The sequence below is a fragment of the Acinetobacter sp. CAU_H_S139_7 genome (genome assembly GCF_058599305.1).
In genome coordinates, this window is the sequence record NZ_CM178651.1 from 1,499,176 (window position 1) to 1,516,798 (window position 17,623).

10 protein-coding genes are annotated in these 17,623 nt (G+C 36.8%); 9 read left to right on the plus strand and 1 reads right to left on the minus strand.

Annotation, left to right across the window (positions count from 1 at the left end):
* Positions 1–121: 121 nt before the first annotated feature.
* The 8 genes from AC4MC0_RS07370 to AC4MC0_RS07405 all read left to right on the plus strand — a co-directional run bounded on the left by AC4MC0_RS07370 (position 122) and on the right by AC4MC0_RS07405 (position 15,859).
* Positions 122–3,058, plus strand: coding sequence for a P-loop domain-containing protein (locus AC4MC0_RS07370; RefSeq protein ID WP_491887428.1), 2,937 nt, complete (start codon positions 122–124; stop codon positions 3,056–3,058).
* An 8-nt stretch (positions 3,059–3,066) separates the two neighbouring features.
* The gene (locus AC4MC0_RS07375) at positions 3,067–4,341 is read left to right on the plus strand and encodes a transposase (protein ID WP_491887429.1); all 1,275 of its coding nucleotides are present in this window, start codon (positions 3,067–3,069) and stop codon (positions 4,339–4,341) included.
* Between the two features lie 122 nt (positions 4,342–4,463).
* On the plus strand, positions 4,464–7,736 hold the full coding sequence (locus tag AC4MC0_RS07380; RefSeq protein ID WP_491887430.1) for a hypothetical protein: 3,273 nt from the start codon (positions 4,464–4,466) through the stop codon (positions 7,734–7,736).
* Entirely contained in the window at positions 7,726–8,403 is a 678-nt protein-coding gene (locus AC4MC0_RS07385; protein ID WP_004809178.1) for a hypothetical protein, read from the plus strand. The genes AC4MC0_RS07380 and AC4MC0_RS07385 overlap by 11 nt, the downstream gene beginning before the upstream one ends.
* 379 nt (positions 8,404–8,782) lie before the next feature.
* Positions 8,783–12,241, plus strand: a complete 3,459-nt coding sequence (gene hsdR, locus AC4MC0_RS07390) for a type I restriction-modification system endonuclease (protein WP_491887431.1) — start codon at positions 8,783–8,785, stop codon at positions 12,239–12,241.
* Between the two features lie 63 nt (positions 12,242–12,304).
* The gene (locus tag AC4MC0_RS07395; RefSeq protein WP_491887432.1) at positions 12,305–13,867 is read left to right on the plus strand and encodes a class I SAM-dependent DNA methyltransferase; all 1,563 of its coding nucleotides are present in this window, start codon (positions 12,305–12,307) and stop codon (positions 13,865–13,867) included.
* The gene (locus tag AC4MC0_RS07400; protein WP_491887433.1) at positions 13,864–15,291 is read left to right on the plus strand and encodes a restriction endonuclease subunit S; all 1,428 of its coding nucleotides are present in this window, start codon (positions 13,864–13,866) and stop codon (positions 15,289–15,291) included. Before AC4MC0_RS07395 ends, AC4MC0_RS07400 begins: the two co-directional genes overlap by 4 nt.
* A 70-nt stretch (positions 15,292–15,361) precedes the next feature.
* Entirely contained in the window at positions 15,362–15,859 is a 498-nt protein-coding gene (locus tag AC4MC0_RS07405; RefSeq protein WP_491887434.1) for a hypothetical protein, read from the plus strand.
* A 163-nt stretch (positions 15,860–16,022) separates the two neighbouring features.
* Here AC4MC0_RS07405 and AC4MC0_RS07410 read toward each other — a convergent pair whose 3' ends face one another.
* Positions 16,023–16,688 carry an A1S_2505 family phage non-structural protein gene (locus tag AC4MC0_RS07410; protein WP_491887435.1) on the minus strand — a complete coding sequence of 222 codons (666 nt, stop codon included), beginning with the start codon at positions 16,686–16,688 and terminating at the stop codon, positions 16,023–16,025.
* A 321-nt stretch (positions 16,689–17,009) separates the two neighbouring features.
* Here AC4MC0_RS07410 and AC4MC0_RS07415 point away from each other — a divergent pair, with 321 nt between their 5' ends.
* Positions 17,010–17,609: a hypothetical protein gene (locus AC4MC0_RS07415; protein WP_262579402.1), complete on the plus strand. Its 600-nt coding sequence runs from the start codon at positions 17,010–17,012 to the stop codon at positions 17,607–17,609.
* The last annotated feature ends 14 nt before the right edge of the window (positions 17,610–17,623 follow it).

Consider the following 17,623-nt stretch of genomic DNA (forward strand, 5'->3'; position numbering starts at 1 on the left):
ATAAATTTTTTTACTAATTTATGGTACTTAAAATTTTAATCCATGAACAAAATTTTTAGTGAATTGACAAAATTATAAGTATTTTTTTTGCAAAATATTATTGGGTAAAATAGGTAAAATAATGGGAAATGCAGATTTAGTTAGAGCAAGTAGAGATGGTGATTATTTTCATTATTTATGGGCTGCTAGAAAAGCTCTTCTTCTTTTAAATCCACTATCAGGATTAGACGTTCTAACTATTGAAGGTCCCAGTAAGTCTGAGTTTCAAAAAGAAATTGAGGAGGGTGAAGAAATTGTAGATGTAGGTGAATACTATGGATCAAACAAGTTTTCAGAAGCCTCTAAGATTATTTACTCTCAACTCAAACACACTACTGTACATGAGGAAGATAGATTTCAACCAAGTGACTTAGAGAAAACTCTAAAAGGTTTTGCAAAAAGATATCAAAAATTTTTAACTATTGAAAATAAACAGGAGGTTTTAAAAAAATTAGAATTCCATTTCATTTCTAATAGAGCAATAAGTAAAGACTTTTACAAGTCAATTTGCGAACTACAAGAAATTGGAAAAGTTACTAAACCAACTAATTTGGAAAAATTAGAGCTGTACACTAATTTAAAGGGCAAAGATTTAGAAGATTTTATTAAGCTAGTAAAATTTCCATCACAAGAGCCCAACTATATAGCTCAGAGGGAGATTCTTGCTCAAGATATTGCCTACTATCTACCTGGAGATGATGTTAATGCTCCTAATGAATTAAAAGAACTAATCCATCGCAAAGCACTTAGTGAAAACAAAGACACACCTGAAATTACACGATACGATGTACTCCGGGCACTTAAAACAAATCCAGATGATTTATTCCCTGTAAAAAACTTAATCAAACAGTTAGAAAATATCGTAGATAGACCTATCGTAAGAACACTAATAGATACTATTAATGAATCACATAGTCAAAAATTTATTATTCAGGCTGAAGGTGGTGTAGGTAAATCAATATTAAGTACACAAATACACAACTATATCCCTTCTGGATCATTGTCGATTGTCTATGACTGCTTTGGTAATGGTGACTACAGACAATCTTCATCAGCGAGACATACACATAAAATCGCGTTAGTTCAAATTGCAAATGAATTAGCTGGATTAGGCTTATGTCATCCACTAATACCAACAACCAGTGCTGGTCCTAGCGAGTATATAAAGGCATTTTTGTTTAGATTAAAGCAGGTTTCTGAAAGGTTCTCTAATGAAAATAAGCAGCTATTCATTGTTATTGATGCTGCAGATAACTCACAAATGGCAGCAGATGAATTTAATTATGGTCGATCTTTTATAACTGATTTATTGCAAGAAACCCTACCGCAAAATATTAAAATAATTGCTTTAGCGAGACCTTATAGAGTTGGGCTTTTAATGCCTAAACAAGATATCGAAATTCTTTATTTAGAAGGCTTTAGTGAAAATGAAACAAAACAACATCTATTAAACTATTATCCTGATGTTTCGACACAAGACGTGATCGAATTTCATCGGCTTACCAGTGGCAATCCACGAGTCCAAAGTATTGCTTTAGAACAAAATTTGACTTTGCATGAGATTCTTTCATTTTTCGGTGGAACGCCTAAAAGCGTAGAAGACACAATTAAGGATTTGTTAAATAAGGCAATTTCCATTTTTAAAGAACAAAACTATTCCGAATCAGCAGAAATTGATTTACTCCTTACTTCAATTGCTATTTTACGTCCATTAATTCCCCTGCAGATTTTATCTGACTTAACGAATATCAGAGCTGATCAAATAAGAAGTATTATTTCTGATATAGGTGGCCATCCAATTCGTCTTAGTGACAATAATATTCAATTTGTTGATGAGCCAACTGAATCTTGGTTCCGTGAAATTTACAAGCCAAAAGATATTAATATACTGAATGAGTTTATTCAGAAGCTTAAACCTCTCTCTGTAAATTCTGTATATGCTGCAACTGTACTACCTCAAATCTTGATGGATGCAGGTAAGTTTGAGGAATTAGTTGAACTCTCTTTAAATTCTGAAATGTTACCAAGTGATTCACCCTTAGAAAAAAGAAAGGTCGAATTACAACGTCTGCAATTTGCAATTAAAGCTGGTCTAAAACTTGGTAAATATACAGAGGTTGCTAAATTATCATTAAAAGCTGGTGGAGAAGTTGCCGCAGAGGCTAGGCAACACCAATTACTTGAAGAAAATATAGACTTAGTTGGTACAACTTTTAGTGATCATCAAATTTTAGATTTAATCTCTGAAAAAATATTTAAAGGAGGTTCATGGCATGGCTCGAAATATATTACTGAGGCTAAACTTCTCTCATATCGAGAAGAGTTCCATGGAGAATCACGTAGTAAGCTTCGTATTGCAAATCAATGGTTAACTAGTTGGTTTAAACTTCCAAAAAAACAACGACACAATCAAAATGTAGAATATAAAGAACTCAGTGATTATTTTATTACTCTAATAACTTTAGAAGGTGTTGACTATGCAATTAATTGGCTACGTAGATGGCGTCCAAAAGGTGTAAGTTATAAAGTAGCTAAACTTGCAACTAACGAGTTGATTAAACTTAATAAACATGAAGTTATACAACAAATATTAGATAAATCAGGTAATAACCTATTTTTTACTTTAGGTACTCTACAGATACTTAAATTAAAGAACTGCGTTATCCATTCTGAGAATTTTTCACGAATTTTAAAACTACTGAGTTACGATAAAGTAAAACTGGATATTGGTATAACTCCCATTCTTTGTTTTTTAGAAGTAGCTTTTAAGCAAGAACTTTGTTCAGCTACTGAGGCATATCAAATTTTATCAAAATATTTGCCTTCTCAAATACCATATGAGATTACAGATCGTTTTGGAAACTCAGATAGAATCATTTACATGAAAGCTTATGCTTTACATAAAGCCATAGGTATCTACACAATTTCCGAGCTTTGCGTTAAATTGAAGAGCATGCTCTTCAATTTAACATCTCTGGTCTGGATCAGCGTCTTGTCAAACGTTATAACAGCCTTGTAAAACTCAATATGAATCCTCTTGCTTCACTTGCTCCCGCAATCAAAGACCTGGCCTCTACCCAAAAGTCGAGTTTCTCAACTACACAGGCTGTTTGGCGATTCCTGAATAATAATAAAATCTCTTTTAGTCAATTAAACCAGCCGATTAAGCTTCTTGCATGCGAACAGATCAAGACATCACCGCATCAGTATGCATTAATCGTTCATGACTGGTCTCAACTGCAGTATGTGAAGCACAGTCATAAGGTTCGGCGTCTTCAAAGAACAGAGGCGAATTCAGGCTATGAATTGCAAAGCAGTTTACTTGTCGATGCGTCATCAGGGCTCCCAATTGCGCCATTAGCTCAGACGCTAACAGATGCATCCGGCTGTTATTCCACATTCAGTGAACAATACAGCGAGCGCAAGTCCCATTTGGACTCACTCGCAGAACAAATCAAAACGATTGAACAGTATCCGATTGAGAAAACAAAAGTCCATATCATTGACCGTGAAGGAGACTCGATTGCCCACTTGAGGGAAATCAGCAGCCATGGTTTCAAATGGTTGATTCGGGCCAAAGAAAGCCATCGGATTGAGCATCAAGGGGAAACCTACAAAGTTGCAGAAGTCGCAGAAAAAGTAGTAACTCAGCAAGTTAAGCCGATTGCTTATAAAGGAAACAGGCATATGCTGCATGTTGGAGAAACCGATATTCGGATAACGCGTGCAGCAAAACCGAAGAGAAAAGATGATTTAGGCCAACGGGTTGCTCCCCAGCCAGGCAAGGCAGTTACAGCCAGATTAATTGTTGCTGTGGTGAAAGATGCTCAAGGTAAAACAGTCGCGAGATGGTCGCTGATCAGCAATGTTTCTTCAGAGATTGATGCGGTAGAATTAACCACCTGGTATTACTGGCGCTGGACAATTGAGTGCTATTTCAAGCTTCTGAAGCAGGCAGGCCATGACGTTGAATCATGGCTTCAGACCACACCTGCAGCGATTTTAAGACGGCTCCTGATCAGCAGTATGGCGTGTGTACTGACTTGGCGAATACAGCGTTCTGAAGATGAACAAAATCAGAAAATTCGTATATTTCTGGCCCGTCTTTCAGGCCGACAGCAGAAGAGAGGTAAGTTGGAAAGTGCACCTGCAATATTGGCAGGACTTTCGATTTTACTGAACACTCTTCAACTGCTCTCAGAATATTCAATAGATGAACTGAATGAAATCGCAACAATTGCATTAGGTACATCAAGATGTGTAGATACCTATGACATAAAGCATGGGATAATAAGACATTAGAACTACTTGATTTAGTACCAGAGAGATTAAAAGATGAGTTTATAAAGGATACGTCTTATAGCCCATCAGAAGAAATCACCACGCTAAAACGAGATGTTGCAGCAGTTTTGCCATGGTACAAATTGTATGCTCGTTCAATCACACAGAAGATTTGCATTAAGGAACTCGATCAACTAATAGCACAAGCGAAATTAGACTCTCAGAAAGCTCAAGGATATTCATATCGGGAATATGGTAATCATCTAGAAAATGAAATTGCAAAAGTTTGGTTTGATATTTTAATTTTAAATAATCATCTTAACCAAGAAACATATCTAGAGATAGAAAGTCATTTTCGGGAAAAAATTTATCCCAATACACGTAATCATTTCACGCTTATTTTGGCTTTGCAAGAACCATGTGAATTAGAAGAGTGCTGCTATCAAAATATAGAAAAAAACTTAAAAAATCTTGAAACTAGTGATGATCATGCAGAAACATTGGTGAGTGACTATATGTCTATTGCTCAATCAATTTTCCCTCTAGATCAAGAAGAAGCTACTGCAATATTAAATAAAGCAATTAAGGTAAGTAGTAAACTAGGCGAAGAAAATCTACAACGATGGAATGCATTACTTTGCTATGGCGTAAGAGCTGGACAGGAGCAAGATAATAGAAAACCACAGCTATGCTATCGTTTTAGTCAATGTGCTGAATTGACATATAAATATGTGTATAGAGATAAACATTTTCCATGGGATTATACAGTTGATGCAATTTATGATTTAGATCCTAATTCAGCATTTGCTATTGCTAGCCGTTGGCGTGATCGTAGATTTGGAGATGAAGATCGAATATTGGGCAATTTGGTGGATAAGTTACTTAAAGAACAACTTTTATCACCATTGATACCACTGGCTTTCAAAGCGATGGGGGCTACATATGACTTAGAGAATCTAGTAAGCTCTATTAAATCATTAGCTTTAAGTGATGAACTCAAAAGAAAGGTTTTACAAAGCTTCTATCTTTATATTGTTGTACCTCATCCATCAGAAAAACATATTAGTCGCCTTAGAGATTTGGTCGAAGCATTTCATATAACAGTTCAAACTGTTCAGGATTTTTGCTTATCCCTCAGTAATTCAGAAGTTTATGTTCAACTAGAAGAAGCAACTGACTCATCAACCTACGACCAAGAAAAGTTTGATTGGGATATGTTTTTTGAAAATTATACTGATTCAAATCGAAGTGTAGACTTTGATTCAGCTTCTAATGATTTTCAGAAATTGGAAAAGAAGTATTGGATTAGAAAAGCCTTCTATTTACAGCTTTTAAAAAGAATAAGTGCTCCACAAGCGATACCACTGATTAATTGGTGGTTCGATGATCCTAGAAATGGAATGTATGATTTAGATGATCTTCTAAAAGCTATACCATCTCGCTTTAAAAGAAGAATATCATTTTTAGCAGTTTTAGATTCGAGAATAAAACAATTTTTGAGAACACATCATGCTGATTTTTATATAGATACTTATGGAAGTAATCTGAAATTACATATTTTAAGTGACTTAACAGGAAAACCTAAGACTGATTATATTCAATCTCTCTTAGAGGGTATGAGTGAAAGCTCTATTACTCTAGAAAGTGAAAGCTTATTTAGGATTGCTCATTTACTTACACCTATGATTGCACCAAATCAATCCTGTGAGGTTTTAGAGTATGGTTTAGACTTATTGGAAAGCGATTTGAGATCAGATATCGCTGATGGGCAATGGCGTGAGGAATTAGCACCGCCAGAGAACATAATAGAATCTATCTCAGGTTACATTTGGTCTAGCCTAGCATCTCCTTTCAATACTGTTAAATGGCAAGCAGCTCATGCCGTTAAGTTACTTTGTGATTTTGAGCAAAGAGAATTATTGTCTAATCTAATTAACTTTGTGGGTGATAAAAATTACCGGAGTTTTTATGATCACAAATTTGAATTTTATCAATACTCTGCTACTCAATGGTTACTTAATGCTTTATTAAAGGTGTCATATAACCCTAATAACTTTTTGGCTGAATATGTTGACATATTTAAGCAGCTGGTAGATAAAAATCGACCACATTTGATGATTCGACTTCTTGCTTCAAAAATTCTTCTAAATTTATTTAATTCAAAACTTATAACGCTAAATGAAGAAGAAATTAAAGTTTACGAAGGCGTTGATCAATCGGCTTTTAGTAAATTAGAAAGAGATGCTATTGATCTTTCAAAATATGCAGCTGTAGCTAAAGATGAAATTGATTCATTCGGTATTGATTTTGGTCCTTACTGGCTTGATCCATTGGGTGAAATGTTTGGTTTACACCCTACACATATATACTTTGAAACAACCCAAACATTAAAAAATGAAATTGGATTTACAGATAAGCGTAAAGCCAATGATGCACGTCATAAAATGGAAATTTATGATTGGAAGCAAACGAGTCATGATCATGGTTCAAGTCCTAAAGTTGAAGATTTAGATTTCTATTTGTCTTACCATGCAATGATGATCACGGCAGATAAACTACTTCAAACGCGTCCATTACTTGAAAGTGAATATTCATGGAGAGAGTTTGATGATTGGATTAAACGACATGATTTATCCTCTCTCGAACCGTATTGGTTAAGTGATTATAGAGATCCATCTCCTCGAATAACGACAGAATGGCCCAAAGAAGATAGAAAACAATCTTTGAACTGGTCTTATAGTTGTTCTTCCGTTGATTATAATGATGCTATTTATCACAGCGATTTAGAACTTTGTTTATGGGGTGTATGGTCTGAAGTACATAACTATGATCAAGCAAAAGACATTCGTATCCGCTCAAGTTTAGTGAATCCAAAAACATCTGAGGCTCTTTGGAGAAGTTTACAAAGTGCCGAGTCAAGCTACTCTTATCATTTACCTAGTGCTAATAATGAACAGTTTGAAATTGATGAAGATAATTTCAAATTAAAAGGATGGATTACTGAGACAGAAATTGATCTATCAAATTTTGATGATGATTTATGGGGCGCTTCATTAAGATATGAGATGACCCAACCATCTAAAGAGATTATTGCTTTAATGAACCTATCCTCCGATTCATTAGGAAAAAATTGGTTTCATGAAAATGAAAAAGTTATGAATCTTAAAATTTGGGGGCAGTATAAAAATGAACACTATGAGTACTCCAATGGTTATAAGCTAAAAGTAGATAGAAAATTTATTCTTGAACTTCTTGAGAAACTTGATATGGATATGATTATTTCTGTAGATATTGATCGTAGATATAAATATGGTAGTTATCAATCAAAACAAGATTCAAAGAGACTAGATGAGTATTTACCAAGCAGTAAAAGAATTTATTTAATGAAAAAGAATGGAGATATGTATGTCTACTGAAAATCTGATCGGACTAGGGAAAAGACTAGTAGAAGAATTTAAGTTAGAGGATAAAACCGATACATTATCTCAATGGATGCTTCACTATTTAGCAGAATTATTTGAACGATATAACGTACCTATTTCTCCTGAAGAAAAGCGTATAGCAGCTTTAGAAATAAAAGATACTATTTTCAAGTTATGGGATTTTCGACATCAACAGTCCCATTCTCAGAGTAGTTTCAAAAATACAGAGTCTTTAATTTCAACATTAAAGAAATTGAATTTAGATAATGATGATGTTTTCTACTCAGGATTAAGGGATTTTAGAAATGCAGAAAATACTTTAGATCAGAGTAATCCTGACTATTGGTACAGGTATGCACTAAAGTTCGATAAAGCATCACGTTTCTTGATAAGAAATTGTATACTCAAAGGTTATGCTATCACTGAAGCTGATAATAAAGAAATTGCTGATCTTATTAAAGAGTTTGATACATTAGACTTATATGAGAATTTATTAAGTCAGTTTTATAATGATCAATCTAGCGAAGATAAAGAAATTAGAAATATTAAAAATAACATTTCTAAAATAGAGGAGTTGATGGATGCTTTAGCTTTGTTAAAAAATGATTATGAGGAAAAGCTAAAATTCTATCCTGAAGCTGTCCAAGTTAGACAAGAATAGGTGTCCAACTTCTATTGACTTTCTGTGTCCAAGTAAATAGGAATATGCACTTAGTTCAATTGTCACCACCTTTAAATGAAATTAGCGCGTTAACTGTTTATTTTATCGCTAGGATCAATCCATAAGCCTTGAAGTTAAAGAATTATAGGGCTTTGTTGTAAAAAAATACCCAAATATATGATTTTATTATATTTATTTTTTAAATTTTCGCAAACCCCTTGAAAATCAGTATCTTGCAAAATATTTATGCAACAAAGCCATTCTGAATTAGACTTATGTACAAAAGATTTTTCTTAATAAAAATAACGTGAACTGATATGCTACGTTGAAGGGGTAGCTTTTTATAAAAGCATAATAAAATACAGATAGTTGCAAAAATATGATGAATTTGGCTGAGTCTCAGTTTGATTTCTTAAAGGATGTAGATCCTTTGATGCATGCTTTATTGGTCAGTGCAGAAGCGGCATATTACACAGCACCAGCACATACACTTGTACAGACCCGAAAATTTGCTGAAACGCTAGTAAATAAAGTAGCTCAAGCAAATCAGCTTGAAGTGCCTGAGCAGGCGGATTTTCTCTCCCGTATTCGTTTAGTGGAAAATAGACTCAAGCTAAAAGCGGACTTTATCTCTGTTTTACATACCTTGCGTGTTAACGGTAATAAAGGTGCACATGAAGCTGAAACTGATCATAGTGATGCTTTGACTTCACTAAGGTTGTCGTATCGAATGGCACAGTGGTTATATATTCTGACCACTCAAAAAACCAAATTGTTCCCTGAGTTTGAAGCACCTGTCGACCCAACGCTTGAAGCACGGCGCATGCGTTTTGAATTGATGGAGCTACAGCAGCAGTTGCGTACGGCACAGGACAAGCAAACTGTTCACTCAGATATTCAACATAAATTGGCAGAACTAGAAGCAGAGAATCTACAGCTTAAGCACCAGCAGCAAGTAGAAGAACAAACCCTACAGGCTCAACTCGCTGCCTATGAAGCAAAAGTAAAAGAGCTGGAACAGCAGGCAACCATGCCTACTTTAGAGACACCTATTGAAGATGAGCAATTGGATATAGCCAATGCTTCATTTGAATTGTCCGAGGCTGAAACACGAGAGCTCATTGACCGTCAGCTTCAGCTCGCAGGTTGGCAGGCAGATACACAGCTTTTAAGGTATAGCAACGGCGTTCGCCCGCAAAAAGGTTTAAACCTTGCAATAGCAGAATATCCGACGTTACTGGATGGTGAAGAGGGTTTTGCGGATTATGTACTTTTTGAAGGCTTGATGCCTGTTGCAGTGGTCGAGGCAAAAAAGCAGAACAAAACCGTCAGTCAGTATATTCGTCAGGCGGAGCGTTACTCACAAGGCTTTCAATTTGCGTCTGATTTAGACAAGCCATACAAGAATACGCCGTGGACATCTGAGGAGAAGGTCTACCACATTCCTTTTGTGTATGCATGTAATGGTCAAAAGCAGTCTAAGCGTTTAGCTGATGAGGGCGGAATCTGGTTCCGTGATGTACGACATCCATCCAATATTTCTAAGGTATTACAAGGTTTCCATTCCCCAGAAGGGTTGAAGTGGAAACTTGAGCAGGATATTGAACGTGCAGATGAATATTTAGAACAGACCGAGATCCTGCCATTCAATGATCGTTCCTATCAGCGTGAAGGAATTAAAGCGGTTGAGCAAGCAATTGCCAAAGACAAGCAACGTATTTTACTGGCTATGGCAACAGGCACAGGTAAAACGCGTTTAGCGACTGGCCTAATGTATCGATTAATCAAAAGCCAGCGTTTTAAGCATATATTGTTCCTAGTTGATCGTTCTACTTTAGGCACACAGGCATTTGATGCATTTGGTGCTGAAGTCATTGAGCAAGGCCAAACCTTGGCACAAATCTATACTGTTGCCGATTTAGGTGTAGATACTACTGAACGTCCTGAAGTTCAAGTTGCTACAGTGCAAAGCTTGGTACATCGTCTGTTTAACAGTGATGCACCACTGCCAATCGATTTTTATGACTGTATCATCATTGATGAAGCACACCGTGGTTATACCCTGGATAAGGAAATGACTGAAGGTGAGGAAACGATTCGTGATGAAGCACAGTATCTGTCTACCTATAAGCGTGTAATCGACTATTTTGATGCCACCCTGATAGGTTTGACTGCAACACCTGCACTACATACAACAGAGATTTTTGGTAAGCCTGTCTTCACCTACAGTTTTACTCGTGCTGTAGAAGAAGGGTATCTAGTTAACTATGATAAACCGATTCGCTACATCACCAAACTTAGTCAGGCAGGTATTGAAATACCTAAAGGGACAAGCGTTCAGGTGATGACTAATGCCACCGGACAAAAGACCACGGCGCTGATACCCGATGATATGGATTTTGATGTCGCAGACTTTAACCGTCGTGTGATCAATGAAAACTTCAATAAAGTTATTTGTCAGGCATTGGTTGAAGACCTCAATCCACTCGGTGATGAAAAGACCATGATTTTCTGTGTGACGGATCGTCATGCGGATCAGGTGGTAGCATTGTTAAATGAGCTTTTCAAAGAGAAATATGGGAAAGACTGGAATAATGATGCTGTGGTGAAAATTACAGGCAATGCAGATCAGCCAAGCAAACTGGTAGAGAGTTATAAAAAGAATAAGTTTCCGAATATCGCCGTCACCGTAGATTTGCTTACCACGGGTATTGATGTACCTAAAATCTGTAATCTGGTGTTTATGCGTAAAGTTCGTTCACGTGTGCTGTTTGAACAGATGCTCGGTCGTGCAACTCGGTTATGTCCTGATATTGGTAAAACAGAATTCCGTATATACGACGCCGTAGATATTTTTTCGACCTTGCAAGCGGTGAATACCATGCAACCGATTGTCGTGCGTCCAAATATCAGCATTGATCAGTTGATTCGTGAGTTAAGTGATCCTGAATTGATGCAGAAAGCTAAAGCAATCAATGTTCCTTGTATTGATGAAGTCAAGCGTACGCAAGCGGATATCGTTCTCGATGAATTTATTCAGAAAGTGACCCGTATTTTAGGTAAGGCTGAGAAGTTTAAGCATCATCCTGATCAAGGCAAATTGCGTGAAGCACTTGGAAAAATCAAAGAAAACTTCGGGGTTGAGTCCTTTAAGCTACCTCAGATGCTGCGTGCTAAAGGTATTGATGATCTTGGTACTTGGCTACAGCAAAACAGTGCGATTTTAGAAGCACGTTTGGCTGAGGTTCGTAGTGCTCTCGGCACCTTGGATTTACCGATTATCTCGGATGAGAAAGATGAACTGATTGAACGTGTCGTAGATACGGCACATCAACAGCCTGAAGATTATCTGGAATATTTCGATAGCTTCGTTAAAACAGCCGTGAATCACAATGCCGCTATCAAAGCGGTTGTTACACGACCATCAGATCTGACTCGTGAGCAGTTGCGAGAACTGGAAAACTTGTTGACTAGCAAGGGCTTTACCCAAAGCAAGCTAACCCAGGCACTAGGTGGCAATGAGTCCAATCAGACTTATGCATCACAGATCATCTCTATGATTCGCCGTTCAACATTGGGTGAAGAAATCTCATCGGTGGAGGAGCGTTATCAGCGGGGCCTGAACAAGATTCTACAGCAGCGTGCATGGACGGAAGATCAAAAGCAATGGTTGGCACGTTTAACCCTGTTTATTGCCAAAGAGGTGGTGGTTGACAAGAATATGATTCACCATCAATTCGCCAAAGATGGTGGTGTAAAACGCCTGAGCAAGTTGCTTGATAGTGACGTTGAAAAACTGGTCGATGATATCCATGACGGGTTGTGGCAGGCCTCTTAACTGCTACAATTCACCTGTAATAAAATTTCTATATTTTTCACATTTTCTGATGAAGTGCAGCACATGACACAAAATGATATTGTCCAAAAACTCTGGAATCTTTGCGACGTATTAAAAGATGACGGGATTAACTATAGCGATTATGTGTCTGAACTGGTGATGCTGCTCTTTGTCAAAATGGTCGATGAGCTGGATGACGAGTTTTCTACGCTTGCCAAGATTTATCCTGAACAATATAAATGGACGCACTTTAAAGATCATAACGGCATTGAGCTATTAAACTTCTATAAGCAAATGCTCTTGGACTTGTCTCAAAATCAAAATGAGTTGATTGCATCAATCTATGCCAATGCTCAAACCCGCTTGCGTGAACCACGCCATTTACAGCAGTTGATCAATGAGTTTGACAAACTGGACTGGTTCAGCATTAAAGCGGATGGACTAGGTGATTTGTATGAGGGCTTGCTTGAGAAGAATGCGACCGAAACCAAGTCAGGTGCAGGTCAGTACTTTACTCCGCGCCCACTCATCAATAGTATCGTGCGTTGTATGCAACCCAAACCAAGTGAAGTGATTCAAGATCCTGCATGTGGTACAGCAGGCTTCCTGATTGCTGCGGATGCGTATATACGACAGCACCATGATTTATATGCACTGACTGAACAAGAAACTCAATTCTATACTTTAGATGCTTTTGTTGGTGTAGAGCTTGTACCGAATACGCGCCGTTTAGCACAAATGAACTGTTTGTTGCATGATATTGGTGGTGAGCAGGGGGCAATTAAACTGGGTAACTCGCTTGGTCCTGTAGGGCAGGCTTTGCCAAAAGCTGATGTGATTTTAGCCAATCCTCCATTTGGTACGTCTAAAGGTGGTGAAGCAAGTATTACCCGTGATGATTTGCCATTTAACACTTCAAATAAGCAATTGGCATTCTTGCAGCATATTTATAAGAACTTAAAACCAGGTGGTCGTGCCGCCGTGGTCTTACCTGATAACGTGCTGTTTGAAGCTGGACAGGGTACAGCAATTCGTCAGGACCTGATGAATAAGTGTAATGTACATACCATTTTGCGTTTACCAACAGGGATTTTCTATGCGCAAGGTGTAAAAACCAATGTGCTATTTTTCACTAAAGGGACAGAAGCGAATCCGCTTCAAGATGAAAATTGCACCTCAGAAACTTGGGTATATGACCTGCGTACCAATATGCCAAGTTTTGGTAAGCGTACGCCATTTACCGAAAGTCATTTAAAAGGTTTTGAAGCTGTTTATGGCACAGACCCTAAAGGTTTATCAGCTCGTACAGAGGGTGAGTGGTCACTTACAGAAGAAAGCCAAGAGCAGACTTTAGAAAATAGTCGTTGGCGTAAGTTTAGCCGTGAATGGATTAAAGAGCAGAAGGGCGATTCTTTAGATATTTCATGGTTAAAAGACAATGACGCCGTGGATGCAGCGAACTTACCTGAACCGCATGTGTTGGCAAGTGAAGCAATGTCTGAACTGACTCAGGCTTTGGTTGAGTTAGATGCCTTAATGAAAGCATTAGGTCAAACTGATGAAGCCAATACACAAAAACAGCTATTAGCAGATGCACTAGGTTTGAACGCTGAGGAACAGGCATGAGTTTAGATAATTTGCCTGTTGAGTGGTCTGTTACTGGTTTAGAAAGCTTATCTGAATTTATTATTGGTGGTGATTGGGGGAAAGATCTCTCATTTGCTGACGAGAGTTATATTGACGCTTTCTGTATAAGAGGTTCAGAGTTTAAAAATTGGAAAACCGATAAAGGTAAAACAGCTGTACCAAGGAAATTAAAAATATCTAGTTTAAATACAAGGAGATTAAAGGTAGGTGATATCCTCGTAGAAATTTCAGGAGGAGGGCCTGATCAGCCTGTTGGTCGTACAGTTTATATTGAAGAATTGGTATTTAATAATCTTGATTCTGAAGATATTGTTTGTACAAATTTTTTGAGACTATTCCGTCCAATTAGTTCTATAAATGCTAAGTATTTAAATTTTTATTTAAGTTTTTTCTATAAGACACCTGAAATTGTAAACTATCAATCAGGTAGTAATAATCTGAGAAATCTTCAATTCAAAGATTATTTGAAATTAGAAATACCAATGGCACCTTTAGCCGAACAACAAGAAATCGTTCGTCAGCTTGATATGATGCTTGCGCAAGTCGAGCAAATTAAAGCCCGTTTGGATGTGATTCCTGCCATTCTTAAAAAATTCCGTCAGTCGGTTTTGGCGGATGCGGTGAGTGGAAAGTTGACAGAGGAATGGCGTGAGCAGAATAATTTACCTTTAGCTAATATTGAAAAGCTTGAACGGGTAGTGGATAGTTCGTTTTATGGTCCTAGATTCAGTAAAGATGATTATACAGATGATCTGCAAAATGGTATTCCTACCATTCGAACAACAGATATGTCTGATGGGAAAATTATAGTCACACCTACCACACCAAGGATTATTGTTCCACCTGAAAAAATTGAGCAGTTTAAGGTTAAGCCTTCTGATCTTCTGATCACAAGGACCGGTAGCATTGGTGTTATGGCATTGGTACGAGAGGAATATTTAGCTATTCCAAGTGCCTATTTAATCAGATTTAGATTTAAGCAAAATTTAGTTTCTTCAGATTATATTTACTATGCTTTAACATCGCCAAACGGTCAAAACCAAATGGGATTAAGTACTACTGCCATTACACAACCAAATATTAATGCAAACTCAATTCGAGCTCTTGAAATATATTTACCTTCTATAGAAGAGCAAAAAGAGATTGTTAAAAGAGTGGATACTTTATTTGGCTACGCTGCAAGAATTGAAGAAACTATCCAATCAGCTCAAAAACGAGTGAATTTACTGACTCAATCTATTTTAGCCAAAGCCTTTAGTGGTGAATTGACAGCAGAGTGGCGTGAACAGCATCAAGACCTCATTACAGGGGTAAATAGTGCAGAAGCCTTGCTTGCTAAAATTCAGGCAGAACGGGAAGCGAGTAAGCCTGTGAAAAAAACACGGGCAAAAAAAGAAGCTTAAAAATTGAAATGTGCTCATTCGTGGGCACGTTTTTTTGTCGTATATTGGATTAAAATAAGGGGAAAATATAATGCAACCACTAAAAAAAACATATAAACCAGCATATTTGGATTATGTATATAAAGAATTGCTTATCTTTAAAGATTTAGAAGAACTACCACCTGCTTTTCATGCAGTAGTAAAAGCGAATCTTGCATTTAAAACTAAACTAGAAAACTTTAAACAATTTATTGATTGTTTAAGTGGAGATCGTTGTTTTTCACTATGGATATGGGAAACAGAACAGTTGCTTCAAAAGTCCGGAGATTGTTTGCGAGATTTTGCACATAATGGCATCACAGAACAACAATTTGTTGAAGAACATATTGCTTTGGCAGATCGAATGCTAGAGTTGGCCAATGCTCGGGTTTACGAAGGGCATTGGGAATATGCTGGATCAAGAGAAGCAGACCAGCAATTTCATGATCTGACTGAGTTATGTCGTCGCATTTGGTCCAAAGAAAGTAAGGCTTGGATAACATTGGCAAGGGTATGGAAAAGTTGTAACCCCCAACAGGGGTGTGATTGACAGGCTCTAATAAGCGATCAAAACAATTAGCCATTCCATTATCCTGATGACTGCCGCTGCTTAATTATGTGTAATTAATCTACCCATTTGATTAGCTTATAGATCACCGATCATTAATGACGATGATCTAAAAACGAAAATAAGGCTTAAAAAATCCTAGCGATCAAATGAGTGCTGAAAATAAAAAGGTCTCTTCCTTTCTAAACTTTTCAATCGCTTGATCGAGTTGACTAAACTGCTGTTCATTGAGTGTGAGATATTGAATATTTTGATTGGTATTGAATTTTTCCCAAACATTTGGTTGCATGTTTAAGCGCTGATGGTGATCTAGCTTCAAACGTACAGTTGTTCCAGTGTTTAAAGGCAACTCAATATGTATATCATCCACTTTCCACACGTGTTCAATATCCTCGACAGAAAATACCGTTAAATCTTCTAAGAATGGAACAAAGCTGAGTGGAAAATAAATATTGGTCGGTGAGTTTTTAAATAATGGGCCAATTTGATTTACGCTGAAATTGGCAAACCCACAGCCAATCTCAGTGAGATAGAACTCAAGATGAGGATTGCTTTTGGCATATTGCTTAAAGTTATTGATATAGTTTTGAATAAGCTTTAAATCCAATACTTCCCCATTTTTAGCAATGGTTGGAATGCCATAAGACTGGCCTTGTCTTCCTTCGCCTTGACCTAGTTTTGCACCAAAATGATGTAAAGCCGTTTGTGCATATCCAGAGTAATGCTTACCTAACTCATGACAGCCAAATACTAAGATTTGATCTTCGGAAAAGTTATAGTCTTTAATTTTTTGATAATACTGATAAATCATAAAAAGCCTACTTGAAAAACGTTTCGTTGAAGAATGCATGTATATGTATGAGTCAAATCCAATCCAGATCTGAAAAGTACATAAATATCTAGCGAATAAGTGAAGTAAAGTGTTTAAAAGATTTGTTTAATTCTCCATTAAATGTTAACACAGAATGACTTCAACTGAAGGGCAGTAGGTTCAATAAACAATAGTTGGGCGACAACTAATGTCGCAAAGATGCTCGATAGGTTTGCTAATTGAATATATAAACCGTAGAGTAAGTTGTGAAATTAATCCTTATAAACCAAATAACTATAATTCGCTTAACGTGAGGAAAATATGGGTGTACATCAAACTGAAAAAACAGTTCAAGATTTAGATCTTATCAATCAACTGATATTGGGCGATACCTCTAATGAAAAAGCAGGAATCTATATTCTTCCAGTCTTCACTAATAAAGTTGAAATTGCAGCTGCTTTATTTGGTTTAAAATATGCGTTTGAACAGCTGAGTCTGCATTATTCAAATGCTAATGGAAAAGAAAATGGGAAATTGTTTTTTTGGGTGAAACAACCTAGGGATTGTGAGGATTCAGTCTTTAATCAAAATATTCTAAAAATTTGTCACTACTTCCAAATCACATCGAAATGTCTAGTCAGCATTCAAGATGATGACGCCAATATTAGACTTTACGTCAAAGAAGAAGCTTCACAAACAACCGTTAAAGTAAAAGATGCCGCAGAATGGTTAATGACTTTATACTGGGAGAAATTTCAAAATGAATCTCTAGAAACATTTGTTATCACTCCGGCAAATGAATATGTAGCCGTAGCTGAACCACAAACCAATATGGGCAGAATGGCAAGGAAGTTGAAAGCTGATCAGCTTGTAAAAGAATTAGATTTAACCCAAATAAATTTGCCTAATGAGACGACATAAATTGACGTAATAGC

Coding starts and splice junctions, on each gene's coding strand:
- hsdR (WP_491887431.1), top strand. CDS start 8,783: ATGATGAATTTGGCTGAGTCTCAGTTTGATTTCTTAAAGGATGTAGAT.
- AC4MC0_RS07405 (WP_491887434.1), top strand. CDS start 15,362: ATGCAACCACTAAAAAAAACATATAAACCAGCATATTTGGATTATGTA.
- AC4MC0_RS07410 (WP_491887435.1), bottom strand. CDS start 16,688: ATGATTTATCAGTATTATCAAAAAATTAAAGACTATAACTTTTCCGAA.
- AC4MC0_RS07385 (WP_004809178.1), top strand. CDS start 7,726: ATGTCTACTGAAAATCTGATCGGACTAGGGAAAAGACTAGTAGAAGAA.
- AC4MC0_RS07395 (WP_491887432.1), top strand. CDS start 12,305: ATGACACAAAATGATATTGTCCAAAAACTCTGGAATCTTTGCGACGTA.
- AC4MC0_RS07370 (WP_491887428.1), top strand. CDS start 122: ATGGGAAATGCAGATTTAGTTAGAGCAAGTAGAGATGGTGATTATTTT.
- AC4MC0_RS07400 (WP_491887433.1), top strand. CDS start 13,864: ATGAGTTTAGATAATTTGCCTGTTGAGTGGTCTGTTACTGGTTTAGAA.
- AC4MC0_RS07415 (WP_262579402.1), top strand. CDS start 17,010: ATGGGTGTACATCAAACTGAAAAAACAGTTCAAGATTTAGATCTTATC.
- AC4MC0_RS07375 (WP_491887429.1), top strand. CDS start 3,067: ATGAATCCTCTTGCTTCACTTGCTCCCGCAATCAAAGACCTGGCCTCT.